The organism is Polynucleobacter necessarius (assembly GCF_900095205.1).
Taxonomy (GTDB): domain Bacteria; phylum Pseudomonadota; class Gammaproteobacteria; order Burkholderiales; family Burkholderiaceae; genus Polynucleobacter; species Polynucleobacter necessarius_E.
The window spans coordinates 1167774-1193601 of sequence record NZ_LT606951.1; the positions used below are offsets into that span (position 1 = coordinate 1167774).

The 25828-nt window shown below is 45.5% G+C and carries 27 protein-coding genes and 3 pseudogenes; 8 read left to right on the forward strand and 22 right to left on the reverse strand.

The genetic code is table 11. The features are described 5' to 3' along the window. The 20 genes from folC to DXE37_RS14050 all read right to left on the reverse strand — a co-directional run bounded on the left by folC (position 1) and on the right by DXE37_RS14050 (position 17591). The gene (gene folC / locus DXE37_RS06460; RefSeq protein ID WP_174221034.1) at positions 1 to 1326 is read right to left on the reverse strand and encodes a bifunctional tetrahydrofolate synthase/dihydrofolate synthase; all 1326 of its coding nucleotides are present in this window, start codon (positions 1324 to 1326) and stop codon (positions 1 to 3) included. Between the two features lie 4 nt (positions 1327 to 1330). Continuing rightward, on the reverse strand, positions 1331 to 2218 hold the full coding sequence (accD, locus tag DXE37_RS06465) for an acetyl-CoA carboxylase, carboxyltransferase subunit beta (protein WP_114636938.1): 888 nt from the start codon (positions 2216 to 2218) through the stop codon (positions 1331 to 1333). A gap of 5 nt (positions 2219 to 2223) precedes the next feature. Next, positions 2224 to 3021 (reverse strand): tryptophan synthase subunit alpha, encoded by a 798-nt coding sequence (trpA, locus tag DXE37_RS06470; protein WP_114636939.1) that lies wholly within the window; start codon positions 3019 to 3021, stop codon positions 2224 to 2226. Positions 3022 to 3043: 22 nt separating this feature from the next. Then, positions 3044 to 4237 (reverse strand): tryptophan synthase subunit beta, encoded by a 1194-nt coding sequence (gene trpB / locus DXE37_RS06475; protein WP_114636940.1) that lies wholly within the window; start codon positions 4235 to 4237, stop codon positions 3044 to 3046. Positions 4238 to 4267: 30 nt separating this feature from the next. Further along, positions 4268 to 4945 (reverse strand): phosphoribosylanthranilate isomerase, encoded by a 678-nt coding sequence (locus DXE37_RS06480; RefSeq protein WP_114636941.1) that lies wholly within the window; start codon positions 4943 to 4945, stop codon positions 4268 to 4270. A 26-nt stretch (positions 4946 to 4971) separates the two neighbouring features. After that, complete coding sequence (gene truA / locus DXE37_RS06485; RefSeq protein ID WP_114636942.1) at positions 4972 to 5802, reverse strand: tRNA pseudouridine(38-40) synthase TruA; 831 nt, start codon at positions 5800 to 5802, stop codon at positions 4972 to 4974. Between the two features lie 2 nt (positions 5803 to 5804). Continuing rightward, positions 5805 to 7190: a FimV/HubP family polar landmark protein gene (locus DXE37_RS06490; protein ID WP_231971207.1), complete on the reverse strand. Its 1386-nt coding sequence runs from the start codon at positions 7188 to 7190 to the stop codon at positions 5805 to 5807. Positions 7191 to 7224: 34 nt separating this feature from the next. After that, positions 7225 to 8382 carry an aspartate-semialdehyde dehydrogenase gene (asd, locus tag DXE37_RS06495; protein ID WP_114637558.1) on the reverse strand — a complete coding sequence of 386 codons (1158 nt, stop codon included), beginning with the start codon at positions 8380 to 8382 and terminating at the stop codon, positions 7225 to 7227. Positions 8383 to 8460: 78 nt separating this feature from the next. After that, positions 8461 to 9531 carry a 3-isopropylmalate dehydrogenase gene (leuB, locus tag DXE37_RS06500; protein WP_114636944.1) on the reverse strand — a complete coding sequence of 357 codons (1071 nt, stop codon included), beginning with the start codon at positions 9529 to 9531 and terminating at the stop codon, positions 8461 to 8463. A 23-nt stretch (positions 9532 to 9554) separates the two neighbouring features. Next, positions 9555 to 10202 (reverse strand): 3-isopropylmalate dehydratase small subunit, encoded by a 648-nt coding sequence (gene leuD, locus DXE37_RS06505; protein ID WP_114636945.1) that lies wholly within the window; start codon positions 10200 to 10202, stop codon positions 9555 to 9557. A 23-nt stretch (positions 10203 to 10225) separates the two neighbouring features. After that, positions 10226 to 10411 (reverse strand): hypothetical protein, encoded by a 186-nt coding sequence (locus tag DXE37_RS06510; protein WP_114636946.1) that lies wholly within the window; start codon positions 10409 to 10411, stop codon positions 10226 to 10228. 30 nt (positions 10412 to 10441) lie between these two features. Continuing rightward, the gene (leuC, locus tag DXE37_RS06515) at positions 10442 to 11851 is read right to left on the reverse strand and encodes a 3-isopropylmalate dehydratase large subunit (protein ID WP_114636947.1); all 1410 of its coding nucleotides are present in this window, start codon (positions 11849 to 11851) and stop codon (positions 10442 to 10444) included. Between the two features lie 18 nt (positions 11852 to 11869). Further along, positions 11870 to 13183: a citrate synthase gene (gene gltA, locus DXE37_RS06520; protein WP_114636948.1), complete on the reverse strand. Its 1314-nt coding sequence runs from the start codon at positions 13181 to 13183 to the stop codon at positions 11870 to 11872. Between the two features lie 83 nt (positions 13184 to 13266). After that, on the reverse strand, positions 13267 to 13536 hold the full coding sequence (locus DXE37_RS06525; RefSeq protein WP_114636949.1) for a succinate dehydrogenase assembly factor 2: 270 nt from the start codon (positions 13534 to 13536) through the stop codon (positions 13267 to 13269). Then, entirely contained in the window at positions 13533 to 14237 is a 705-nt protein-coding gene (locus DXE37_RS06530; RefSeq protein WP_114636950.1) for a succinate dehydrogenase iron-sulfur subunit, read from the reverse strand. Before DXE37_RS06530 ends, DXE37_RS06525 begins: the two co-directional genes overlap by 4 nt. 17 nt (positions 14238 to 14254) lie before the next feature. Then, positions 14255 to 16033: a succinate dehydrogenase flavoprotein subunit gene (gene sdhA, locus DXE37_RS06535; protein WP_114636951.1), complete on the reverse strand. Its 1779-nt coding sequence runs from the start codon at positions 16031 to 16033 to the stop codon at positions 14255 to 14257. Between the two features lie 3 nt (positions 16034 to 16036). Beyond that, on the reverse strand, positions 16037 to 16402 hold the full coding sequence (sdhD, locus tag DXE37_RS06540) for a succinate dehydrogenase, hydrophobic membrane anchor protein (protein ID WP_114636952.1): 366 nt from the start codon (positions 16400 to 16402) through the stop codon (positions 16037 to 16039). A gap of 24 nt (positions 16403 to 16426) precedes the next feature. Next, entirely contained in the window at positions 16427 to 16849 is a 423-nt protein-coding gene (sdhC, locus tag DXE37_RS06545; protein WP_114636953.1) for a succinate dehydrogenase, cytochrome b556 subunit, read from the reverse strand. A 147-nt stretch (positions 16850 to 16996) separates the two neighbouring features. Beyond that, entirely contained in the window at positions 16997 to 17386 is a 390-nt protein-coding gene (locus tag DXE37_RS14045; protein ID WP_331852132.1) for a GntR family transcriptional regulator, read from the reverse strand. Beyond that, positions 17352 to 17591: a GntR family transcriptional regulator gene (locus tag DXE37_RS14050; RefSeq protein ID WP_331852133.1), complete on the reverse strand. Its 240-nt coding sequence runs from the start codon at positions 17589 to 17591 to the stop codon at positions 17352 to 17354. The genes DXE37_RS14045 and DXE37_RS14050 overlap by 35 nt, the downstream gene beginning before the upstream one ends. Positions 17592 to 17886: 295 nt before the next feature. On the opposite strand from DXE37_RS14050, the gene DXE37_RS06555 reads away from it, so the two are divergent. Then, on the forward strand, positions 17887 to 18876 hold the full coding sequence (locus DXE37_RS06555) for a malate dehydrogenase (RefSeq protein WP_114636954.1): 990 nt from the start codon (positions 17887 to 17889) through the stop codon (positions 18874 to 18876). 81 nt (positions 18877 to 18957) lie between these two features. Then, positions 18958 to 19269, forward strand: a complete 312-nt coding sequence (locus DXE37_RS06560) for a hypothetical protein (protein ID WP_231971208.1) — start codon at positions 18958 to 18960, stop codon at positions 19267 to 19269. A 95-nt stretch (positions 19270 to 19364) separates the two neighbouring features. Here the strand turns inward: DXE37_RS06560 and DXE37_RS06565 are convergent, their stop codons facing one another. Both DXE37_RS06565 and yaaA read right to left on the reverse strand, forming a co-directional pair. Beyond that, positions 19365 to 20576, reverse strand: coding sequence for a DUF2863 family protein (locus tag DXE37_RS06565; RefSeq protein WP_114636955.1), 1212 nt, complete (start codon positions 20574 to 20576; stop codon positions 19365 to 19367). Next, positions 20576 to 21352 carry a peroxide stress protein YaaA gene (gene yaaA / locus DXE37_RS06570; protein WP_114636956.1) on the reverse strand — a complete coding sequence of 259 codons (777 nt, stop codon included), beginning with the start codon at positions 21350 to 21352 and terminating at the stop codon, positions 20576 to 20578. Before yaaA ends, DXE37_RS06565 begins: the two co-directional genes overlap by 1 nt. An 85-nt stretch (positions 21353 to 21437) precedes the next feature. Between yaaA and DXE37_RS06575 the strand changes: the two are divergent. The 6 genes and pseudogenes from DXE37_RS06575 (at position 21438) to DXE37_RS06595 (ending at position 25740) form a co-directional block, all read left to right on the forward strand. After that, positions 21438 to 22638: pseudogene (locus DXE37_RS06575) on the forward strand (pyridoxal phosphate-dependent aminotransferase). A 17-nt stretch (positions 22639 to 22655) separates the two neighbouring features. Further along, a pseudogene (locus DXE37_RS06580) lies at positions 22656 to 23049 on the forward strand (hypothetical protein). Between the two features lies 1 nt (position 23050). Continuing rightward, on the forward strand, positions 23051 to 23905 hold the full coding sequence (locus tag DXE37_RS06585; protein ID WP_114636957.1) for a 3-hydroxybutyryl-CoA dehydrogenase: 855 nt from the start codon (positions 23051 to 23053) through the stop codon (positions 23903 to 23905). 27 nt (positions 23906 to 23932) lie between these two features. Continuing rightward, complete coding sequence (locus DXE37_RS11500; protein ID WP_197713129.1) at positions 23933 to 24112, forward strand: DUF3429 domain-containing protein; 180 nt, start codon at positions 23933 to 23935, stop codon at positions 24110 to 24112. A 139-nt stretch (positions 24113 to 24251) separates the two neighbouring features. Continuing rightward, the gene (locus DXE37_RS11505; RefSeq protein WP_197713130.1) at positions 24252 to 24422 is read left to right on the forward strand and encodes a hypothetical protein; all 171 of its coding nucleotides are present in this window, start codon (positions 24252 to 24254) and stop codon (positions 24420 to 24422) included. A gap of 39 nt (positions 24423 to 24461) precedes the next feature. After that, positions 24462 to 25740, forward strand: a pseudogene (locus DXE37_RS06595) (replication-associated recombination protein A). Positions 25741 to 25828: the final 88 nt, after the last annotated feature.

The window sequence follows — 25828 nt, forward strand, 5'->3', positions numbered from 1 at the left end:
TCAGTGGGCCTGCTTGTTTCGGTAAGTCATTACGCCTGCAACGGTATAGAAAGATCCGAAGGTCACAATTCTATCACCCTCACCCGCCTTTGAAAGCACTTTTTGATACGCTGCAGCAGGATCTTCGAAGCACTCAATGCCACCATCTGCCCCGTTTTTAGGCTTAACACCCATGGATTCAAGCTTCTCAGCCAAAACCTTGGCACTCGCAGCTCTCGGGGTGGATAAATCGGTACAAAACCAGAAATCCACGATATTTAGAAGGGGTTTAATCACGCCCTCAATGTCCTTATCAGCCATCGCACCAAAAATGGCATAGGTGTAGGGGTGATAACCCATCTTATCGAGACCCTGAGCCAAAGTTGCAGCAGCATGTGGGTTATGGGCAACATCCAAGACAACTGTAGGCTGGCCTGGCAAAATTTGGAAACGACCTGGTAACTCAACCAATGCAAAGCCATTCCGGATATCCTGAGCACTCACTGGTAAGCGTTGATGAAGCGCCATTAAAGCAACCACTACAGCAGAAGCATTCAGAATCTGATTGGCACCCCGTAACGCAGGGTAGCCAAGACCGCTAAAGCGTTTTTTGCGCCCTACCCAGCCCCACTGCTGTTTATCGCCTTGAAAGTTATAGTCACGCCCTTGTAACCAAAGGTCGCACCCGAGTTTTTCAGCGTAATCAATTAATGATTGAGGCGGTACTGGATCGCCGCAGACAGCAATATGTCCTGGACGGAAGATGCCTGCTTTTTCAAGGCCAATGGCCTCGCGTGTCCCACCCAAGAAATCTGCATGATCAATATCAATGCTAGTCACGATCGCGCAATCAGCATCCACAATATTGACGGCATCCAAACGACCACCCATTCCCACCTCTAAGACAACGGCGTCTAGATTGGATTTAGCAAACAAATGCATGATGGCCAAAGTGGTGAATTCAAAATACGTTAATGTCGGTGCATCCACCAAACTGACGCGTGCTTTTTCAACTGCCGCAAAATGTTCAAGCAAAAGATTGTCATTAACATCCTCTCCGTTGATGCGCGCACGTTCATTAAATTTAAGCAAGTGTGGAGACGTATGGCAACCAACTCGATAACCCGAAGCCAAGAGAATGCTCTCCAAAAATGCACAAGTAGAGCCTTTACCATTTGTACCGGCAACAGTAATCACTGGACAATCAAAATGAAGATCTAGTGCAGCCTTTACTCGATTAATACGCTCAAGACCCATATCGATACCGACAGGGTAAGCAGTTTCAAGGTGGCTGAGCCAAGCCTCTAGGCTGGGAAATAGAATGGGGGCTTGGTGTGCTGAGCTCAAGCGCTTAAAGAGCTGAGCTACCCGCTATCGCAGGCTCAGGAAGCTTTTGCAATAAAGCTAGCAAGCGAGCGATTTCACCGCGCATTTGGCGACGATCAACAACCATGTCAACGCCGCCCTTTTGCATGAGGAACTCGGACCGCTGAAAGCCTTCAGGTAACTTTTCACGTACTGTTTGCTCAATGACGCGAGGACCAGCAAAGCCGATTAAGGCCTTTGGCTCTGCCATGACTACATCACCCATAAATGCAAAACTAGCAGAGATACCGCCCATGGTTGGATCGGTGAGAACGCTGATATAAGGCAGGCCTTTTTTTGACAGCAAGGTCAACATTGAATTTGTTTTGGCCATTTGAAAAAGTGACAACAAGCCCTCTTGCATACGTGCACCACCAGTGGCAGTTACACAAATGAAAGCGCACTTTTTATCAATAGCTTCTTGAGCACCACGGGCAAAACGCTCACCCACTACAGAACCCATCGAGCCACCCATGTATTGAAATTCAAAACAAGCGACTACTACAGGAATCGTTTCAATCTTGCCACCCATCACAATCAAGGCTTCAGATTCACCAGAAGCATCGTTTGCTTCTTTAATGCGGTCTGGGTATTTTTTGGAATCTTTGAATTTGAGTGGATCGATTGGATAAATATCAGCACCAATCTCGTAGCGACCTTTTTCATCGAGCAAACTATCTAAGCGCAAACGCGCACCGATACGCATGTGATGACTGCATTTTAGGCACACCGATAAATTGGCTTCGATGTCGGCGCTGTAGAGAACCGTTTCACAACCTGGGCACTTAACCCACAATCCCTCTGGTACTGATTTGCGATTTGCAGGATCAGTATGTTGAATTTGGGGTGAGAGTAATTTATCTATCCAGCTCATTAGTTTTAACTATCCAATGCGTCGCGAATCTCACGAATGAAGGTTCCCAGTGATTGTACTGCCTGACCTGGGGGTGCATCCTCTAAAAGACGCATAATTCGGCTGCCAATAACGACTGCATCGGCACTTGCCGATACCGCCTTGGCACTAGCGGCATCGCTAATTCCAAAACCTACTGCAATTGGAATTTCGGTCTCTTCGCGAATTTTGGGGATGATGCTGGCTACATCTTGGGTGTTAAGGTGGGATGCTCCAGTAACCCCCCGCATAGAAACGTAATAGATATAACCAGAAGCTATTTTGGCGGCCTCTTTAATGCGTTCATGAGAAGAAGTTGGCGCCAGCAAGAAAATAGGGTCAATACCAGCAACGCGCATGCGAGCTGCAAAATCTACACACTCCTCTGGCGGGTAGTCGACCACTAAAACGCCATCAACTCCAGCAGCTTTTGCTTCGGTAGCAAACCGCTCTGCTCCCATCTGTTCAACTGGATTTGCGTAACCCATTAATACAACTGGAGTATGAGCATCTTTTTGACGAAATTCTTTGACCATCTCTAAACAGCTGTGCAAAGTAACGCCCTGAGTTAAGGCGCGCTCTGAAGATCTCTGAATCACAGGACCATCTGCCATCGGATCAGAAAATGGCACACCCAACTCAATCACACTTGAACCACCACGCACTAGGGCATGCATCAACTCAACGGTCAGCTTTGGATCTGGATCCCCTGCAGTAATAAAAGGAATCAATCCTTTTTTACCTGAGGCTTTTAGTTCTTTAAAGAGCGCAGTAATTTTTGACATAAGTATTTCTTAAATATATTTCTTAACCTTCTGACCCGGTTGCTTGGGCAACAGTATGCATATCTTTATCTCCGCGACCAGAGAGATTTACCAAAATAGTTTTGTCCTTTGGCAATGTCTTTGCTAGTTTGCAGGCATATGCAATGGCATGAGAAGATTCCAGCGCTGGAATAATGCCTTCAATACGGCAGCAATCATGGAATGCTTGCAGTGCTTCTTCATCAGTAATCGCGACGTAGTCTGCACGGCCAGAGTCTTTTAACCAGGCATGCTCAGGCCCAACACCTGGGTAGTCCATACCGGCAGAAACAGAGTGTGTTTCAGAGATTTGGCCATTTTCATCTTGCAATAAGTAAGTGCGATTGCCATGCAATACACCAGGCTTACCTATGCACAATGCAGCTGAATGCAAACCGCTTCCTAAACCATGTCCGGCAGCTTCTACGCCAACCAATTTCACTTCAGGAAAATCAATATAGGGGTAGAAAATGCCCATCGCATTAGAGCCACCACCAACGCAAGCTAAAACAAAGTCTGGTTGGCGACCAGTCATCTCTGGCATCTGCACCTTGCACTCTTCACCGATCACGCTTTGGAAATCGCGCACCATCATTGGATAAGGATGTGGGCCGGCAACTGTGCCGATGATGTAGAAAGTATTGTCTACATTGGTTACCCAATCACGCATCACCTCATTGAGCGCATCTTTTAAGGTTTTGGTGCCAGACTCAACAGGAACCACTTTGGCACCAAGTAATTTCATGCGGAACACGCTTTGCGCTTGACGTGCAACGTCCACCGAACCCTGATACACAGTGCAATCCAAACCAAAGCGTGCACAAATGGTGGCGGTAGCAACACCGTGCTGCCCTGCCCCAGTCTCGGCAATGATGCGAGGTTTACCCATACGCTTAGCCAACATCGCTTGACCAATCACATTGTTAATTTTGTGCGCGCCTGTGTGATTTAAATCTTCACGCTTTAAATAAATCTGGGCACCACCCAGCATTTCACTCCAACGCTTAGCGTAATACACAGGCGAAGGTCTACCAACAAAGTGTTTGAGCTCGTAATGAAACTCTTCAATAAACTCTGGATCGTGCTGATATTTTGCGTACGCCTCTTTGAGCTCGTCTAATGCATACATTAATGTCTCAGAAACAAACACGCCACCATAGGGACCAAAGTGTCCGCGTGCATCTGGCTTGTCGTACATAGCTACCTCTTAAGAATTATTTACAGCAAATTATTGGGATAATGATTTCGCATCAGCTGCGCGCACCGCTTGAACAAATTGAGCCATGAGCGCAGGATCTTTCACACCCCTGCTGCTTTCTACGCCACTACTGACGTCAACCGCGCAAGGATGCAGACGAGCAATCGCCTCGCCCACGTTGTGCGTGTTCAATCCACCACTCAAAACGACCCGAGGCGCGTTTTCGCTTACCCATGTCTGTGGAATTCCTTGCCAATCAAAAGGAACGCCTCCGCCACCATATCCCTTAACGAGAGTATCCAGCAGAAAAGCGTTTGCATGCCCATATTGTATGGAAAAATTACCAAATGCGAAGCCCTCGCCTACCCGAGCTGCTTTCATCCAAGGTTCGCCTGCGGCAAGCTCGACACACCGTTCTGGGGTCTCATCCCCATGAAATTGCCATAAAGTGATTGAAGCGGCAGCTCTAATGGCAGCGAATTGCTCGTCTGTTGCGTTTACAACCAATCCCACGGCATCTACCCCTGCCGGCAGCTTCGAGATTAGCTGAGCAGCGATATTGGGGCTTACAGCCCGTACGCTAGGCGGATAGAAAACGAAGCCAACAGCATCCACACCTGCAGAAACGGCCGAATCGATATCGGCAGACGTTCTTAAACCGCAGATTTTGACCCTAGTACGGCCTGAAGAGTATGTCAGTAAGCCCATAGATGAATGATAAGGCCTTGGGTCAGTTATTTCCCGGTAACCTTAGCAGGTAACCAAGAGTTTTCGAGCCAAGGCGCTGGAATAGAAAATGCTTCTGGATATTGAATTTTGGCCAAATAGAGACCATCTGCCATAAAAGTCGGCGCAGCAATTTGCCTGTTCTTTGCAGTCAATACCTCGCCCATCCACTCTGGCTTTTGCCTACCCTGACCAATTTGCAAAAAATATCCGACCACATTACGAATCATGTGATGCAAAAAAGCATTCCCTTGGATTTTGAAATACAACCATGGCTGTTCGGCAAAAATCTCAATGGAATAAATCGTTTTTATCGGGGTTTTGCTCTGGCATTCTGACGATCTGAATGAACTGAAATCATGCTCACCAATTAAACACTCGGCTGATTTTTTCATGGCATCAATATCAAGCCATTGGTTTGGCGGCAGCATTAAATAACCCGCACGGGAATGAGACATCGGCGAACGACAAGGACCCACCTGAAGCGCATAGATATATTCGCGCTCGTAAGCGGAAAAACGTGCACTGAAATCATCGGAAACTGGCTTTGCCCAATTCACCACAATCGATGGCGGCAAAAATGAGTTCACCCCCCTTACCCAAGAAAAGTCCTCGCGCTCCACATTCGTATCAAAGTGAACTACTTGACCTAGCGCATGCACACCAGCATCGGTTCTTCCTGCGGTAATCGTATGAATGGGGAGCTCTGCACAAGCTTGCTCACCAACAAAAGCAGAAATGGCTTTTTCTAATTCATCCTGCACTGTGTTGTGATTAACCTGAGTTTGCCAGCCAGAATAAGGGCTGCCATCATATTGGAGGCCAAGGGCTATACGCATGTTTAGGTATTGCGATGCGAGATTTCCGCCAATAAGCTCTGCGCTTCAAGCTTCAATATCGTGATTGCTGGATCAACAGAATTACTCACCTGTAGCACTTCTTCAATCGACTTTTTAGCAGCAGAAAAGTCTTCAATGGTAATGTAAGCACGGGCTAGGTTGAGCTTGACGCGCAAAGTGTCGGCTAGCGGATTTAATGCAAGGGCATTCGCTGCAGATGCGAACTCTTTATTCGGTTTTGAAAGGTCAAGATCAATCCCTTCAAACAAAGCTTTGGCACGAGCAGGCATTTCAAAATGAGAGCCTGCGGCAGGCTTCTCATCTTTAGATACATGCTGATCTTTTGTATCGACATGCGTTGAAGTGGTAAAATTGGGCGCTCCTGAACGGCGCGCATTGCGGGCTAAGCCCCACAACAACCCAGTCAAAATGATTAATGCGATTGCCAGAATGGCTGGACCAAAGCCACCCAAACCAAAGTTGCTCTCTACCGCTTTTTTCTCTTTGGACTTATCCAAGAGCTTTTGCAAAGCGGCAATATTTTTTTCAAGTTCAGCTACGCGTGCTTTGGTTTGCTCTAACATTTTCTCTTGAGCAACTAACTCTTCTGTGTAACGTCGTTCCTGCTCATTACCCTCAGCACTAGACCCAATCTTGAGACGATCCTTTGCAGCAATATCATTCGACTTAGTGCTGTCTGACTTGCCCCCACTAGTCCCTGCATCTTTTTCGCCACGCTCTTGACGCCATTGCTCGTTTGCATCTACTACAAACTGATTGGCCTCTACAGGGCTAATAGAACGCAATAGCGCCTGACTAAGCTTATTTAATTCAGCACCCGCAGCCAAACGATTAATACTGCCACTGGCAAAAGCACCTGGATTGGCCTTATATAAAGCCATCATCGTTTGATCTAAAGTTGCACCAGCTAACTGTGGCACCATGACTGCGGCAATCTCTGACAAAGTTTGACCCGGCTTTACAGTTACCTTTTGTACATCACCAAGCAATAGGATAAAGGTTTTAGTTAAGCTACCACTAGCCCAATTCAGATTAACCAAGATATCCAAAAATGGATCATCTGAAAGCGGAACAGGATTGACCGTTTCCACCAAGGCCATTAACTTCTCTTGGCGATTGCGATACACCATCGCCTGAGGATTGAGTTCCAATATTTTTGGTGGAATACCCAAGCGCTTATAGCTTGCTTTGTTTGGAATCTTGACCGTCAGGCTCGATAAAGCACTCTGCTCATCCGTATTCACCCGAATAGGAATCTCTATACGTAGTGGCTCACCAGAACGTGATTGCAACTGAGGGGCACCCAAAGTAAGGGCGCCAGCCAAAGTTGACCAGCCAAGCAAAATAAAGCTAAGCAGCTTTATCAAACCTAGCCGGCTATTACAAAACATAAGGGATAAATTACTTCTCAAGCAAAATACGCAACATACGGCGCAACGGCTCAGCAGCACCCCACAATAATTGATCGCCAACTGTGAATGCGCCTAAATATTCTGGGCCCATTGCCAGTTTGTGCAAGCGTCCAATAGGCACAGTTAAAGTACCGCTTACAGCCGCAGGTGATAAATCGCGCTCAGTAGTTTCGCGGTCGTTTGGAACCACTTTGACCCACTGATTATCTGCCGCCAAAATGGCTTCAATCTCTTGAAGAGGAATGTCTTTTTTCAATTTGACAGTCAAGCCCTGTGAATGGCAACGCATCGCGCCAACGCGAACGCATAGACCATCGATTGGAATACTTCCTGCCGTACGAAACGCTGGACGACCTAAGATCTTATTGAACTCAGCGCCACCCTTCCACTCTTCTTTGGTCTGACCATTCTCAACTGGCACGTCGATCCAAGGAATCAAGCTACCAGCTAAGGCTGTGTTGCGAAAATTCTTTTTCGGAAAATCAGCAGAACGCAAAGTCTCGGTCACTTTGCGATCAATATCCAATATCCATGAAGATGGATCTGCTAACTCAGTTGCGACGCTATCACGCAATGCCCCCATCTGGAGCAGCAATTCACGCATATTTTGAGCGCCAGCACCAGAGGCTGCCTGGTAAGTCATGGCGCTAATCCACTCAACCATGTCAGCTTTAACTAAGCCGCCCATAGCCATCATCATCAAGCTCACAGTGCAATTGGCGCCGATCCAATTTTTGCCGCCTGCTGCTAGCGCTTTATCTATTACAGAGCGCTTCACTGGATCCAAAACCAATACTGCATCATCTTTCATACGCAATGCACTAGCCGCATCAATCCAATGACCATTCCATCCCGCCGCGCGCAGCTTAGGGAAAATATCATTTGTATAGTCACCACCTTGGCAAGTCAAGATAATGTCGCAACGGGACAGTGCCCTGATATCATTCGCATCTTGCAAGGCACTTTCACTCTTGGTTACTTTTTGCCCATTCAGCAAAGGCACTTCGCCGCCAGCTTGACTTGTGCTAAAAAATACAGGCTCGATAAAATCGAAGTCCTTCTCAGCCAACATTCTCTCCATGAGAACGCTGCCAACCATACCGCGCCAGCCGACTAAACCAACCAAAGGTGTTTTTGTATTTGCCATGATCATTAACTATCTAGTGAATTTGATTGCCTATTTAAATACTTTTGTAACTACTATTTTTAAAAAATAAATTTCTATTTATGAGAGTGCTGCAACTACGGCATCACCCATCTGCACCGTAGACACTTTTTGCGTGCCCTCGGTATAAATATCGGCCGTGCGTAAACCTTTTGCCAATACTTTCTGCACTGCTTTTTCAATACGATCTGCTTCCGCCGTCATCCCCAAGGAATAACGCAACATCATTGCAGCAGATAAAATGATTGCCAATGGATTGGCGATACCTTTACCAGCAATATCCGGCGCAGAGCCATGGCTAGGCTCATACAAGCCCTTATTATTCTTATCCAATGAGGCTGATGGCAGCATACCAATGGAACCAGTCAACATAGCGGCTTCATCGGACAGAATATCGCCAAATAAATTTCCAGTCACAACCACATCAAATGCCTTCGGCGCCTTTACCAATTGCATTGCTGCGTTATCTACATACATATGCGTTAACTCAACATCTGGATAATCTTTAGCAACTTCAATCATCACTTCGCGCCAAAGTTGTGAGGTTTCCAAAACGTTTGCTTTATCAACGCTACACACTTTTTTATTACGCTTACGAGCCGCATCGAATGCAACGTGTCCAATGCGCTCTACTTCTGGTTCGCTGTAGTGCATGGTGTCAAAACATTCACGAGCACCTTTAAATAATGCATGCTCTGATTCACGATTACCTCTTGGTTGACCAAAGTAAATGTCGCCGTTTAATTCGCGCACGATCAATATATCTAAGCCACCAATAATTTCAGGCTTAAGACTAGACGCTCCTGTAAGTTCTGGATAGCAAATAGCGGGTCTGAAGTTTGCGAACAGCTCTAAATGTTTACGTAAACCGAGAATCGCTTGCTCGGGGCGAAGTTCGCGTGCAAGCGTATCGTATTTCCAATCACCAACCGAACCAAATAAAATTGCATCAGCCTTTTCAGCCAACTCTAAAGTTGCAGGTGGTAAGGGATGACCTGCGATATCGTACGCAACGCCACCTACTGGAGCCTCTTCTAAATCAAACTTAGGGCCCAGTGCTTGGAGCACTCGAACGGCTTGAGCAACGATTTCCGGGCCGATACCATCGCCCGGGAGAACTGCAATTTTCATGAAAGGCCTTTAAATCAACAAAATTACGGCAATTGAGTTGCAAGCCAAGGCATCTTCAAAATGCGCTCAGCTTCATAAGCCTTAATTTTATCTGCATGTTGCAGGGTTAAGCCAATATCGTCTAAGCCGTTCAGTAGGCAGTATTTTCTAAAAGGGGCAACGTCAAAGCTATAAGCAGTGCCATCTGGGGTAATTACTTGCTGAGCATCTAAGTCAATCGTTAATTGATAGCCAGTAAATGCTTGGGTTTCATTAAAAAGATGGTCAACCTGCATTTCTGTCAAAACAATGGGTAAAACACCATTTTTGAAGCAATTGTTATAGAAAATGTCGGCAAAGCTGGGAGCAATCACTGCTCTGAAACCATACTGATCGAGAGCCCATGGTGCATGTTCACGTGAACTGCCGCACCCAAAGTTTTTGCGTGCCAATAAAATTCCAGCGCCCTTATAACGAGGCTGGTTAAGAACAAAGTCGGGATTAAGGGGGCGAGTGCTGCAATCCCGGCCTGGTTCACCATGATCAAGGTAACGCCATTCATCAAACAGATTTTGACCAAATCCAGTCTTCTTGATGGATTTTAAAAACTGCTTTGGGATGATAGCGTCGGTATCCACGTTCTCGCGATTAAGCGGAGCTACTAAGCCTTTGTATACCGTAAATTTTTCCATGATTCGATGTTAACTCTAATTAATTACTTCACAGGGGTAACAACTACATCTTTACCCTTTGTTTGAGATTGATTGTTTTGCTGGGTATTGCTTGAGCCACCCATGGACGTTCCCATGTTCTGCAAATCTTTACCGACACTTTCCATTGTGCTGCTGCAAGCGGAAATCATCAATCCAGTCACGCCCACAATTGCTAGTTTAGAGATCAAAGAGAGAAGAAAATTTCATGTTGATTGCCTTTATGAAATCTTACGAACGTCAACAAAGTGGCCTTCAATAGCGGCAGCAGCAGCCATCGCAGGACTTACTAAATGGGTGCGCCCACCATTACCTTGACGACCCTCAAAGTTACGATTAGAGGTTGAAGCGCAGCGCTCTCCCGGCTCCAAGCGATCAGCATTCATAGCTAAACACATGGAACAACCTGGTTCGCGCCATTCAAAACCAGCCGCCTTAAATATGCGATCTAAACCTTCACGCTCTGCTTGCGCTTTTACCAAACCAGATCCCGGAACAACTAATGCCAATTTCACATTAGCGGCAACCTTCTTGCCCAAGCGGTCAACCACTTTAGCGGCGGCGCGCATATCTTCAATACGACTATTGGTGCAAGAACCAATAAATACCTTATCTATCGAGATACTACTTAATGGAGTATTCGGTACAAGATTCATGTACTCCAAAGCACGCTCCATTGCTGAGCGCTTGTTTGGATCGCGTTCTTTTTCTGGGTCAGGTACACGCTCGCTAATAGCCAGCACCATCTCGGGTGAAGTACCCCAGGTAACTTGTGGAGCAATTTCTTCTGCACGCAACTCAACGACTGCATCAAATTTGGCATCAGCATCCGAATGCAAAGTTCTCCAGTATTGCAAAGCTTGCAACATTGTAGGGCCCTTCGGCGCGTACGGACGACCCTGAATATATTCAATGGTTGTTTCGTCTACAGCCACTAAACCAGCGCGTGCGCCAGCCTCAATCGCCATATTGCAAAGAGTCATGCGACCTTCCATTGAAAGGTTGCGAATGGCTTCACCAGCAAACTCAATGGTATAACCAGTTCCGCCAGCAGTACCAATTTTGCCGATGACTGCGAGTACGATATCTTTTGCGGTAGAACCAGGCTGCAAACGACCGTTAACCCGCACCAGCATGTTCTTACTCTTTTTCATGAGCAAAGTTTGTGTAGCTAATACATGCTCCACTTCGGACGTTCCAATACCAAATGCTAATGCACCAAATGCGCCATGCGTACTGGTATGGGAATCACCACAGACCACGGTCATACCAGGCAAGGTAGCGCCCTGCTCTGGTCCAATGACGTGAACAATACCCTGACGGGTGTCGTTCATCTTGTATTGCGTTATACCGAAAGCATCACAGTTTTGATCTAAGGTATCTACTTGTAACTTGGAAATCAGATCTGTAATACCTTCAGAACGGTCCGTTGTTGGAACGTTGTGATCGGATACTGCCAAATTAGCAGAGATACGCCAAACCGGACGGCCAGCCAAATTTAAACCTTCAAACGCCTGAGGACTAGTTACCTCATGAAGCAACTGACGATCAATATATATCGTGGCTGTGCCATCCTCTTCAGAGTAAACAACGTGGTCATCCCACAATTTGTCATAAAGCGTACGAGACATGAGTGACCTTATAAAACCTTATTTACGAACTGTAATATTTGGAACCTTGCGGGAAGTTTCGCCAACGTACAACTGACGCGGACGTCCAATCTTGTACTCAGGATCAGTAATCATTTCTTCCCACTGCGCAATCCAACCTACTGTTCTTGCCAAAGCAAAAATACAGGTAAACATCTCTGTTGGAATACCCAATGCACGTTGCACGATACCTGAGTAGAAGTCTACGTTTGGATAAAGCTTACGGCTAACGAAATAATCATCTTCCAAAGCAATCTTCTCAAGAGTCATTGCCAACTTGAATAATGGATCATCTTGGAGACCTAATTCATTCAATACTTCATAGCATGTCTCACGCATTAACTTAGCACGTGGGTCGAAGTTCTTGTAAACGCGGTGACCAAAGCCCATCAAGCGAACGCTTGAGTTCTTGCCTTTTACTTGGGCAATGAATTCATGAATCTTATCTACACCACCTTGAGCTTGAATCTCGTTCAACATCTGCAAGCAAGCTTCGTTCGCACCACCGTGTGCTGGACCCCAGAGGCAAGCAATACCAGCAGAAATCGCTGCAAATGGATTGGTGCCTGAAGAGCCGCACAAGCGTACTGTTGATGTAGAAGCATTTTGCTCATGATCAGCATGCAATGTGAAGATGCGATCCAAAGCGCGTACCAATACTGGATTTACTTTGTACTCTTCGCATGGCGTTGCAAACATCATGCGCATGAAGTTAGCCGTATAGGACAAAGAGTTATCTGGATAGATAAATGGTTGTCCTACTGAATACTTATAAGCCATCGCGACTAAGGTTGGCATCTTTGCAATCAAACGAATTTGCGCTACTTCACGTGCTTTAGGCTGACTGTAATCAATCTCATCATGGTAGAACGCAGCCATTGCACCAACCAAGCCTGTCAATACAGACATTGGATGCGCATCGCGGCGGAAGCCACGCAAGAAGAATTGCATTTGCTCATGAACCATCGTGTGGTGCATAACCATTTCGTCGAATTCTTTTTTCTCTTTTGCGTTAGGCAATTCACCATTAATCAAGAGATAGCAAACTTCCAAGAAGTCGCCGTTGTTTGCCAAATCTTCGATTGGGTAACCACGATAGAGCAACTCACCTTTATCGCCATCGATATAAGTAATTTTGCTATTGCATGACGCAGTAGAAAGGAAGCCGGAATCGTAAGTGAACTTACCAGTCTGACCATAGAGCTTGCGAATGTCAATTACGTCAGGACCCACTGTCCCTTTATAAATTGGCAGATCAATATCTGGTGTTCCATCCGAAAACGAGAGTTTTGCCTTGATGTCCGATTCAATCATTTCTAATCCTTAGTCATTCAAAAATTATGATTAATACACTATTCGATCACATGCTCTTACAACTACTGCACCAAAAAGTTGAATTACTTCTCTCTCAACCTTTGTAAAACTGTCTTGAAAGAGTTTTCTTGCATCTCTTTCTCCAAACTTGCCACAGAATCTTTGCGACCAATTAATAAATCCATCAGGTCATTGTCATCTAAGACCAATAACTGGCTTAATACTTTTCCATCTTCTACGCTTAACTGAGAGCCATAACGCTCAAAGAAACGTTGCAGAATTAAATCGTTCTCCAGCAAACCCCTGCGAGCATCACTCTTTAAACGATATAGCTCTGCATTGCTGAGGGTCATACTGCCCTGCGTACCATCAACTCCTTGATCTTGCCAATTGCCTTCGTAGGATTTAAGTGCTTAGGACACACATCCACGCAATTCATGATGGTATGGCAACGGAATAAGCGGTATGGATCCTCTAAGTTATCCAAACGCAAATTCGTTTCTTCGTCACGACTGTCAGCAATAAAGCGATACGCCTGCAGCAAACCAGCTGGACCAACGAACTTATCTGGGTTCCACCAGAAAGATGGGCATGAAGTTGAGCATGAAGCACATAAGATGCACTCATACAAACCATTCAACTCTTCGCGCTCTTCAGGACTCTGGAGACGCTCTTTCTCAGGAGATGGATTGTCGTTTACCAAGTAAGGCTTAATAGACAAATATTGCTTGAAGAACAAAGTCATGTCGACTATCAAATCGCGCACAACTGGCAAGCCAGGCAATGGCCGCAATATGATAACCTTAGGCAAAGTCAACATATTAGTCAAACAAGCCAAACCATTTTTACCATTGATGTTCATTGCATCTGAACCGCATACACCTTCACGGCATGAGCGACGGTAAGAAATCGTTTCGTCTTGCTTTTTCAAAGAAATCAAAGCGTCCAACAACATACGCTCACCAGTGAGTTCTAACTCATAGCGTTCCATGCGTGGAGCTGCATCGACATCTGGGTCGTAGCGGTAAATTTCGAATATACGGATATCACTCATTTTCTATTTCTCTTCGCTTAGAAAGTACGTTCTTTAGGTGGGAAGGACTCAACTGTTAAAGGCTTCAAAATAACTGGCTTGTAAGCAAGCTGATTGCCCTCGCTATACCAAAGCGTGTGCTTCATCCAGTTCTCATCATCACGATGAGGATGGTCATCATGTGAGTGAGCTCCACGACTTTCTTTACGAGCCGCCGCAGAAATCATAGTTGCGTTTGCAGTCTCAACTAAGTTAGCAACTTCCAAAGCTTCAATACGGGCTGTATTGAAAATTTCGGATTTATCTTTAACCCATAAGTGCTTAGCGCGCTCTGTCAATTTAGCCATTTGACGAACACCTTCGTCCATCAACTCTTGATTGCGGAATACACCAGCGTATTTCTGCATGCATTTGCGAATGTCATTTGCAACGTCTTGTGCGTATTCGCCAGAAGTGGAGTTATCCAACTTCGCAATACGCTCCAATGTTTGCTCACCAGCATTTGCGGGCAATGGCTTGAATTCACGATTCTTAAGGTCAAGACCAACAATGTGATTACCAGCTGCACGACCGAACACCAAGAGGTCAAGCAATGAGTTCGTGCCTAAACGATTTGCACCGTGCACTGATGCGCATGAGCACTCGCCGATGGCATACAAGCCATTCACGATTTCATTATTGATGCCATTTGCAGGCACAACAACTTGACCATTGATGTTGGTAGGAATGCCGCCCATCTGATAGTGAATGGTTGGCACAACTGGAATCGGCTCTTTAGTCACGTCAACGTTAGCAAAGTTAATACCGATTTCATATACAGAAGGCAAACGCTTCATGATGGTATCGGCACCAATGTGCGTCAAATCGAGCACAACATAGTCACCATTAGGACCACAACCACGCCCTTCTTTAATCTCTTGGTCCATAGAGCGAGATACGAAATCACGTGGAGCCAAATCTTTCAAAGTTGGTGCATAGCGCTCCATGAAACGCTCACCATCTTTATTACGCAAGACACCGCCTTCACCGCGGCAACCTTCTGTCAACAACACGCCCGCACCGGCTACGCCAGTTGGATGGAATTGCCAGAACTCCATGTCTTCCAATGGAATGTCTGCGCGGGCTGCAAGGCCCATACCGTCACCGGTATTAATAAGTGCGTTGGTAGATGTATCCCAAATACGACCTGCACCACCAGTTGCCAACATCACAATCTTGGCTTCCAAGATGTAGACTTGTCCGGTTTCCATTTCGAGAGCGGTTACACCAACTACATCGCCTTTATCGTCACGGATCAAATCTAGTGCAAGCCACTCAACAAAGAAATTGGTTTTTGCACGTACGTTACGTTGATACAAAGTATGCAACATCGCGTGGCCAGTACGGTCAGCAGCAGCGCAAGCACGTTGCACTGGCTTCTCGCCATAGTTTGCAGTATGGCCACCGAATGGACGCTGATAAATCGTGCCTTCAGGATTGCGGTCAAACGGCATACCAAAATGCTCTAACTCATAAACAACTTTTGGAGCTTCGCGACACATAAGTTCGATCACGTCTTGGTCACCTAACCAGTCGGATCCTTTGATAGTGTCGTAAAAATGATAGTGCCAATTGTCTTCACTCATGTTGCCTAAAGAAGCGCCGATACCACCTTGCGCAGCAACTGTGTGCGAACGTGTTGGGAACACCTTAGTCAGTACCGCAACATTCAATCCGGCCTCAGCTAATTGCAAAGAAGCACGCATTCCGGAACCACCCGCACCAACAATCACCGCATCAAAACGGCGGCGTGGCAATGATTTTTTAATTGCAGTCATCGATTACACTTTCCACAAAATTTGCACAGCATAAGCCGCACAGGCTACGAGATACAAGACAGTTAACACTTGGAGCGTCAAACGAATGCTGACAGGCTTGATGTAATCCATCCAGATGTCACGAACGCCAATCCAAGCGTGATAGAACAAACTAATGAAAGCCAACAGTGTGAGCAACTTCATCACTTGACCGCTAAACAATCCCGACCAACCTTCGTAGGTAGCGCTGCCAGTAATGCAGTAGTCAACTAACAAAACAACGGTAAATACCACCATCACAATCGCAGTAACGCGCTGGATGATCCACTCTTTAAGGCCGTAATGCGCACCTACTACTAAGCGCTTTGGTCCAATTTGATAAATAGGCATGAAATTTCCTTAAATAGTTAGTGCTTAGTACAAGCCGAACATTTTGAGACCGACTACTGCAGTCAAAGCTAAGCCTAGGAACAGCACAACAATGGCAGAACGATTCGCTTCAGACCTCTCCACGCCGATTTCTAAATCGAGCAAGAGGTAGCGGATACCAGCACAGAAGTGGTGCAAGAAACACCAGATCAAACCAAGACAAATCAGTTTTACCAAGATATTGCCCGTAGTAAAGGCCTGGAATTTTTGGTAACTCAATTCAGAAGCAAGGCTCTGATCAAAGAGATACAAGATGAATGGCAACAAGAGGAACATCACTGCTCCGCTGATGCGATGAAGAATTGATGCCTTACCGGCCCAAGGAAGGCGGCACTTGATCAATTGGGCAAGACCAATATTTCGATAAACCGGTCTGTCTTTTTTAACGTTTTGCTGTGAATCAACCATGGGTAATCTCTATCTTTAGGTGGAGGTTCAGTGTGGTTTTGTTGTATCGCAACATATTCTATAGGAAACCTTAGAGAGGTGGTGGGGATTTTTACGGGTTTATAGGGGTTAAGTAGGGGTTTTAACGGATAAGCTCAGTCAATTTACTTAGTTCAATTTGTTTTCATAATGCTGTTCAGAAGTGTCGTATCTTGCATGCCGAATTTCTACTGGTTTATTCCCGTAGGTAAAGGCCGCCCGCTCAACTGAAAGGAGTGGCGCCCCAACCTGCAAATGCAAATGCTTGGCCAGGGTTTCGTCAGCAGATACTGCCTTAATCTTCTCCTCAGCCCGCACCATATGAGTCGCAAACTGGCTTTCATAAAAGGCATATACAGGGCCATGCCAATTATTCAGAGCGTCCAAGTCGAGATCTTTAAATCGAGCACCTGGCAGGAAAATCTCTTCATAAACAATCGGTTTGCCAGCAAAACTCTGAACACGATCAATGTGAATGAGAGGGTCACCTGCCTTTAGATTTAAGCAAATTAGCTTCATAGGCTGATGCTTCGGTTTTTTCGCAGGACAAAAATTGATTAACCAGATGGAACTTTTCGCCGGAATCAGGCGCTAAACGTAAAAAACGATATTGCCAGCCATCTTCTTGATGGGTGACTACAAAAGTACCCTTACCTTGCCGACGGACTAGCAAGTTTTGTGCTGCCAACTCATCAATGGCCTTGCGAACAGTGCCTTGGCTCACCGCATAATGGGCCGCAAAGTTCCATTTCGCTAGGAACAGCCTCCCCAGGAAGCCACTCAGAGGCTTGCAAACTAGCCAAAATCATCGCCTTAATCTGTTCGTACAGAGGGCTAAATGAGGCTACAGGCAAAGTCAAATTTGACAAATTATCTCCAGACCGTGTCAATTGGATAAAATTCAAGGTAATTTTAGTCTTATATAAGACATCATTGACAGTGTAAAGCTAAAGTCCCTACACTTGAATGGATAATAGAAAAGTTTTCGTTTAATTAACCTTCCTCTGGAGTTATAAGCAATGGCAAAAGCCCCAATGCGTGTCGCTGTAACCGGCGCAGCCGGTCAAATCGGATATTCCCTTTTATTCCGTATCGCCAATGGCGACCTTTTGGGCAAGGATCAGCCCGTAATTCTGCAATTGCTTGAGATTCCTGATGAAAAGGCTCAAAAAGCGTTGACTGGCGTGATGATGGAGCTCGAAGACTGTGCTTTCCCACTCTTGGCCGGCATGACAGCTCACTCCGATCCAGTGACAGCGTTCAAAGATATCGACGTAGCCCTCTTGGTTGGTGCACGTCCACGTGGTCCTGGCATGGAGCGTAAAGATTTGCTCTCAGCTAACGCACAAATTTTCATAGCACAAGGTAAAGCCTTGAATGCCGTTGCTAAGAAGACTGTAAAAGTATTGGTGGTTGGTAACCCAGCAAACACTAACGCTTACATCGCCATGAAATCTGCACCTGATATTCCTGCGAAGAACTTCACAGCTATGTTGCGTCTCGATCACAACCGCGCGCTCTCACAATTGGCGAACAAATTGAACAAGTCAGTTGCTGATATTGAGAAATTAGTTGTTTGGGGTAACCATAGCCCAACAATGTATCCAGACTATCGCTTTGCAACAATTGATGGCAAGTCAGTGAAAGACGCTATCAACGATGCATCGTGGAACAAAGATATTTTCATTCCTACTGTTGGTAAACGTGGCGCAGCAATTATTGAAGCGCGCGGTTTGTCTTCAGCAGCATCTGCAGCGAATGCTGCAATCGATCATATCCATGATTGGGTGCTTGGTACCAATGGTAAATGGGTCACTATGGGTATTCCTTCTAAAGGTGAATATGACATCCCTGCTGAGGTAATCTATGGCTTCCCGGTAGCATGTGAAAATGGCGAATACAAGATGATCGAAGGTTTAGAGCTCGATGAATTCTCTCGTGAGCGCATGACTCGTACATTGAATGAATTGCTTGAAGAACAGGCTGGCGTTAAGCACCTGCTCTCTTAATCCTCTTAGGAAAATTTGCACATAAAAAAAAATCTTCTCACTGTAAGCGTCTTACTTGCTGGTCTTATTAGCTCAGCAAATGTGAGCGCCATTGAAGAGTTCACTTGGAGCTGCAGCGAAAGCAAACGGCTCAAAACTTCAGGCACCACTGAAAAAATTCGCTTAACTTGGGAATCTAGAAGTTATGATTTGGATCGCCAAACTTCTCTGCCAGGTAGTTTGCGTTATAAAAATCCTAACTCTGGTTATGACCTAGTTGTGTTGGGTAACAAAGCTATGTTATTTAACATTAAAGCGGGTGTGCGTCTTGCTGATTTCTGCCAAACAGCAGAAATGAAATTTGGTAAGTTACCACACTTGTTTGCCGGTGCAGAGCCATTTGTGCAGAATTAATTTTTCATACTGCATCAATCAAAAAAGCTGAGAATATCTCGGCTTTTTTGTTATTAAGCTTTAGCAGCAGTTTATTTTACAAATCAATACATTGCCTAATGAAATAATGGCTGCTGTGAAGGCGCATCCTCTGACATTTCTGCATGCACTGCTTCACCTGAGCGATCTGGAAATAAAGGCGCCCCACAATCATCACATAGCTCCGGATCAAATAACATTGCGTGTCGGAAAACATCTTCAACGCCTGCATCATACAAGGCATCGCAGATCTTTTTAATTGGACTTTCATCATCCGATAGATCATTCAAAGCATCACTTGCAACGCTCTCACGGTCATATAACGGCCAAATCACGCCATACATTACTTCCGATGATCCTTTTGCGCTAAAAGAAATCCGGTACTCATCCGCCTGTTCCTCGCCGAAGGCCCCAACTACACAAGACAGGCCAGCAGGCAATATTCCAAGCGTACTTTCTAGGAAATTGACTGCTGCACAAATGCTCAAGGGTCGCACATGTTTATCAGCCAAACGACAGTTCGTGAAATACGCCTCGGGTAATAACAACTCAAACTCACAACCGGGCAATAAGGAGGCTATTGGCTCTTGCATTGCATTTTGCCAATCAATCAAACTGACGCCACGCTCTTGTCGAGCCGGTGGTTCAGTCTGCCAACGGAAAATTGGTGCGCCACTAGGCGCACTCAAGGCAGCAATGATGAAACGGGGGTCTGCTAAAACAGCAATGGTCTCTGACATGTCACGCAACTCTAACTCGACGTCTTTGCCAGATATAGCAGCGCTCGCCAAAGCCTCAGTCAATATGCGAGTTTGGCAATGCGATTGTGGCATTTGATCGATGCTGTAAAGCCAAGGAACAATGGCTAAGCGTGTATCGGTTGATGCAATTGCAGTCTGTAAAGCCTGCACAGTTGCTTCAATCATATTTGCAGGCAATGGCCCAGAAGGAATCTGATATCGAGTGTGCGCAACAATAGGCATTGCCAACAACAATACATCCCACTCCTGCCCCTCGTGCTTAACCCTCAATGACTCAGCTAGCGTTTCAGCACTATCTGCCAGGACTTCAAATGCAACCGTATTAATCCGAAAAGTTTGATCTAAAGCAGCATCAATCACATTTTGATTTTGACTTTTGAGCAAACGCATCAGACGAACATTAAGGCGCTCTTCCCAAAAACGATCTTCAATTTGACTCCCTGAGGCAGCCAAAGAAATGGCATCTGCCACCAGCTTTTCCACTTCTGGAGAGTTACGTTGAGATGCTTTAGTGCGATGAACGGCCATTATTTTCTTTCTGCCCTTCTAAGTACAGGCTTATTCTCTTTAGACTCTGCAGCACAGTATTTATATCCATCTAAATTAAAACCCTTTAAATCTGCCGGGTCGGTAATGCGATTCTCAACAACAAAACGAGCCATCAAGCCGCGAGCTCGCTTTGCGTAAAAAGAAATGATTTTGTATTTACCATCCTTCGCATCCTGAAATACAGGTGAAATCACTGGGCAATCCAACTCTTCGGGCTGAAGCACCTTGAAATACTCCTCGGAGGTCAAATTCAAGAGAACGGGTTTCTTCTGCTGCTCCAAAACTTCTTTGATTGATTTCGTCACTCGACTCCCCCAAAAAGCATAGAGGTCTTTGCCTCGAGCATTCTGAAAAGCAGTGCCCATCTCTAGGCGGTAGGCCTGCATCAAATCCAAGGGTCTGAGCGCGCCGTAAAGGCCCGACAAAATGCGAATATGATTTTGGGCAAATTCTAGCGATTTAGAATTCAGCGTCTTGACGTCAAAACCATCATAAACGCCACCGTCAAAGGCATAAATCGCTGGCTTACTATTTTCGTCAGTAAATTTCTTTGACCAATCCCGATATTGACCCACATTCAGAGCAGCCAATTGATCTGATAACCCCATCAGCTTAGCAACATCTTGCGGGGCCAATTTCTTGAGATCAGCAATTAACTTGGCAGATTCTGAGACAAACTCGGGCAAAGTTGGCGCCTTGACCTTCACAGGGGTCTTGTAATCCAACGATTTAGCGGGTGAAAGAACGATCAGCATGGCACAATTTGTCTATGTATTTTTACCATTCTAGCGACTACCGGACATCTCCGCCCCAAAAGACCTTTTACCGCCTCCATCGCTCATGATCACTCCAGCAACACCCTCTTTTCCAAGCCGCTTACCAAAAGTTGGGACTACGATCTTTACGGTAATGTCTGCGCTAGCTACGGAACACGACGCCATCAATCTGGGACAAGGATTTCCAGATTTTCCCTGCGATCGAAAGTTAATTAATAACGTCAATGAAGCGATGTTGACGGATCGCAATCAATACCTCCCCCATGATTGGGATTTCCGAACTTCGTAATGGCATCAGCAAGAAGATTCAAAGCTTATATGGCCACCGCTACTACGATCCCGATATGGAGATTACGATCACTGCTGGCGGTACGCAAGGAATTCTCACCAGCATCTTTGCCTGCGTTAGCCCCGGGGATGAAGTCATCACTATCGAGCCAGCTTACGATAGCTATCGTCCTGCAATTGATTTAGCTGGCGGCAAAACGATTGGAATTTCATTAGAAGTAAAACGCAATGAATCTGGTCAAGTGAGCTCATATGAAATTCCTTGGGAAGTATTGGCAAATGCAATCAACCTAAAAACACGCCTCATTATTATCAATAGTCCACACAATCCTACTGGCATGGTTTGGGAGAAGGCGGATTTAGATCGCCTCGCAGACCTGTTGCGCAACACTGTCATCTTGGTTCTGAGTGATGAGGTATACGAGCATATGGTCTACGACGGCGCCCAGCATCACAGCGTTGCTTCGCACCCCGAGTTAGCTGCTAGAAGTTTTCTTATTTCAAGTTTTGGCAAGACCTACCACGTTACTGGCTGGAAAGTAGGCTATGTTGCCACCCCTGAAGCACTCACAAAAGAATTTCGTAAGGTGCATCAGTTCAATGTATTTACCGTCAATACACCCATGCAATATGGCATCGCAAATTATTTATCCGAAGCTGAACATTATTTGAAGCTACCCGCTTTTTACCAAGCGAAGCGAGATTTTTTTAAAACAGGCTTAAGTAAAACAAAATTTAAATTACTTCCCACGCCAGGTACCTATTTTCAGTGCGTTGATTACTCGTCTTTAGGTATTCCTCAGGCCAAATTAAATGAGGCTGATTTTTGTAAATGGCTTACAACAGAAGTTGGGGTTGCCGCAATTCCAGTCTCAGCTTTTTATGAAAAATCTACTGAGTCTGGAGTGATTCGCTTTTGTTTCGCAAAACAAGAAGAGACATTGACTAAAGCATTGCAACGCTTACAAACAGTATAGATAGAGCAAAAAGAAAAATGACTAAACAGAAATCGAATCAAGTAATTGATGTATACAGTTGGCCAACTCCAAATGGCCATAAAGTCCACATCATGCTAGAGGAATGTGGATATCGTTTAAATCGCGATTGGATTGCCCACCCAATTGATATTGGTGCCGGGGATCAATTTGCACCAGACTTCCTGAAGATTAGCCCTAACAACAAAATACCCGCCATCGTCGACCCAAATGGACCATCAAGGTATTGGCATAAATGAGTATCCGCACTTCAAACAATGGTTTGAAAAGATTGGTGCGCGACCTGCGGTTCAGCGTGGTTGCGAAGTATTAACAGCATTACGCAAGCCCTTGCATGATGACAAGACAAGAGAGCAGTTATTTGGTTCAACACAGTATCAGAAGAGGAAATAAGATGAGTATTCAATCAGTGAGCGTTATCGGCGCAGGCACCATGGGCAATGGTATTGCGCAAGTTTGCGCAGTGGCAGGTCTAGATGTAGTGATGGTTGATATTAATGAAGCAGCTGTTCAACGCGGTCTGGAACAAATTAGCAAAAGTCTGGATCGCCTCGTTAAAAAAGAAACCCTTACTGTTGAAGCAAAAGATGCAGCCCTCAAGCGTATTCAAGGCAGCACTTCTTATGCCGATTTCAAAGGCTTGGGTTTGGTCATTGAAGCTGCTACTGAAAATCAAGCCATTAAAGAAAAGATACTGAAGCAGGTTGATGAAATTGTCAGCAAAGACACCATCATCGCTACCAATACTTCCTCTCTATCGATTACTAAACTGGCCACACTAGATTCCAATCCAGCGCGCTTTATTGGTATGCACTTCTTCAACCCACCTTCCCTCATAGCATTAGTAGAGGTGATTCGTGGCTTACAAACTAGCGATGCAACACACGCTGCCATTATTGAGATGGCTAAGCGTGTTGGCAAAGAACCCATCACGGCAAAGAATTCACCTGGTTTTGTGGTGAATCGCATTTTGCTTCCGATGATTAATGAGGCCTTCTTTGTTTTATCTGAAGGACTTGCGAGTCCTGAGGATATTGACGCTGGCATGAAGCTCGGATGTAATCAACCAATTGGCCCACTGGCTTTGGCAGATTTAATCGGACTCGATACCTGCTTAGCAGTGATGGAAGTGTATTTTGAGAACTTTAGTGACTCAAAATATCGCCCCTGCCCACTACTTAGTGAAATGGTTGCGGCTGGTTATCTTGGCCGCAAAACCGGTCGCGGCGTCTATACCTATGACAAATAACTTGAATGCTCTTTTGTTAACTTGAGCATGACAACCGTGAATCCTATTCCACCTTTAGTACGCAAACTGGGATATGCCGGTCTCATTCCTTTTGTGGGGCTGGCATTAATGGTGCAGCTCGCACCAACACCTATCAATTATTTAAGCGCAAAATCCTTAGCGGGCTATGGCGCTGTCATTACTTCGTTTATGGGTGCATTGCATTAGGGAGCCAACTTACATCTATTAGGTAAGGCACCTACAGGAGACCGTTGGGAAGATCGAAATGCTTGGATTTAGGGTGTGATCCCAGCCCTCGTAACTTGGTTAGCGCTGCATAATTTACATACCGGTAGGCCTACTCATATTGGCTTCTACTTTAATTATTCAACGTAACATTGATCAGAATACCTATCAATATTATTTTGCGGATGATGCCGCTCGTTCTGCATTCATGACCATGCGCAATCGTTTGACCTATGTAGCTGCTGCATGCTTAGCTTGGGCACCTTTAGTCATTATGTTTATTCAAGCATGATGCAATGAGCAGCCTTTTGACAGCACTCCACCGCCACCACTGGCGGAAGCGCTAAGACCCAAAAGCAATTCATGAGGTGATTGGGCAGACTCATTTACTCGCGAGCGGTAAGCCACTAAATCTTGCTTTTGCTTCTGGCAAACCACACTCAATGATTTTATGGGGTCCTCCAGGGGTTGGTAAGACTACATTAGCGCGCCTCTCAGCAAAAGCATTTGATCGTGAATTTATTGCCATCTCCGCCGTATTAGCAGGTGTTAAAGAAATTCGGGAGGCGATTGAGCAAGCCCAACAAAGCATGGCCCAATATAGCAAGCAAACCATTTTGTTTGTCGATGAAATTCATCGCTTTAATAAAAGCCAGCAAGATGCCTTGTTGCCTCATGTGGAGTTGGTTTATTCACTTTTATTGGTGCCACCACTGAGAACCCATCATTTGAAGTGAACTCTGCACTTTTATCGCGCGCTCAAGTTTATGTACTGAAATTTCTTACGTCCGATGAACTACGCATACTATTTGATCGCGCCCATCAACATGCAATGCCTGAAGTGCAATTTGAGCCTGCAGCAATCGTTACTCTCATATCCAATGCAGATGGTGATGCTCGTCACCTATTGAATCTGGTGGAACAAGTACGCAATGCAGTGCTCACGCCAAGCGCCAAAGTCGAATTGGTAAACCAGCAATTTATAGAAAATGCACTGAGCGCCCAATCAAGGCGTTTTGATAAAGGTGGCGATCATTTTTACGATCAAATTTCTGCATTACACAAGTCAGTAAGAGGGTCAAATCCTTGACGCTGCCTTGTATTGGTTTTGCCGCATGCTAGATGGTGGCGTTGACCCCCGCTATCTTGCCAGACGGATTATTCGCATGGCCTGGGAAGACATTGGGCTAGCAGACCCAAGGGCAATGCAATTGGCAAATGATGCAGCGCAGACTTATGAGAGACTGGGCTCCCCCGAAGGTGAACCGGCCCTTGGACAAGCGGTGGTTTATTTGGCGGTCGCCTCTAAGAGTAATGCTAGCTACAACGCCTTTAATGCTGCTCGTGCTTATGTAGCAAAAGATCAATCTAAACCAGTACCCAATCATTTACGCAATGCTCCCACCAAACTCATGCAAGAGTTAGGTCATGGCAAAGAATATCGCTATGCTCATGACGAACCTCATGGCTACGCTACTGGTGAAACCTATCTACCGGAAGGCATGAAAGATCCGCATTGGTACGAACCAGTCGAGCGTGGTCTTGAGTCGCAGATTAAAGAAAAGATGGCTTTCTTACGCCAGTTGGACGCAGAGTACAAAAAGAAGTGATTAAAGAAATAAAAAATACCTATAACGGATGAGAGACATGGATTCTAAGATTGCAGCTACTTTTTATTACGACATTATTTCGCCCTTT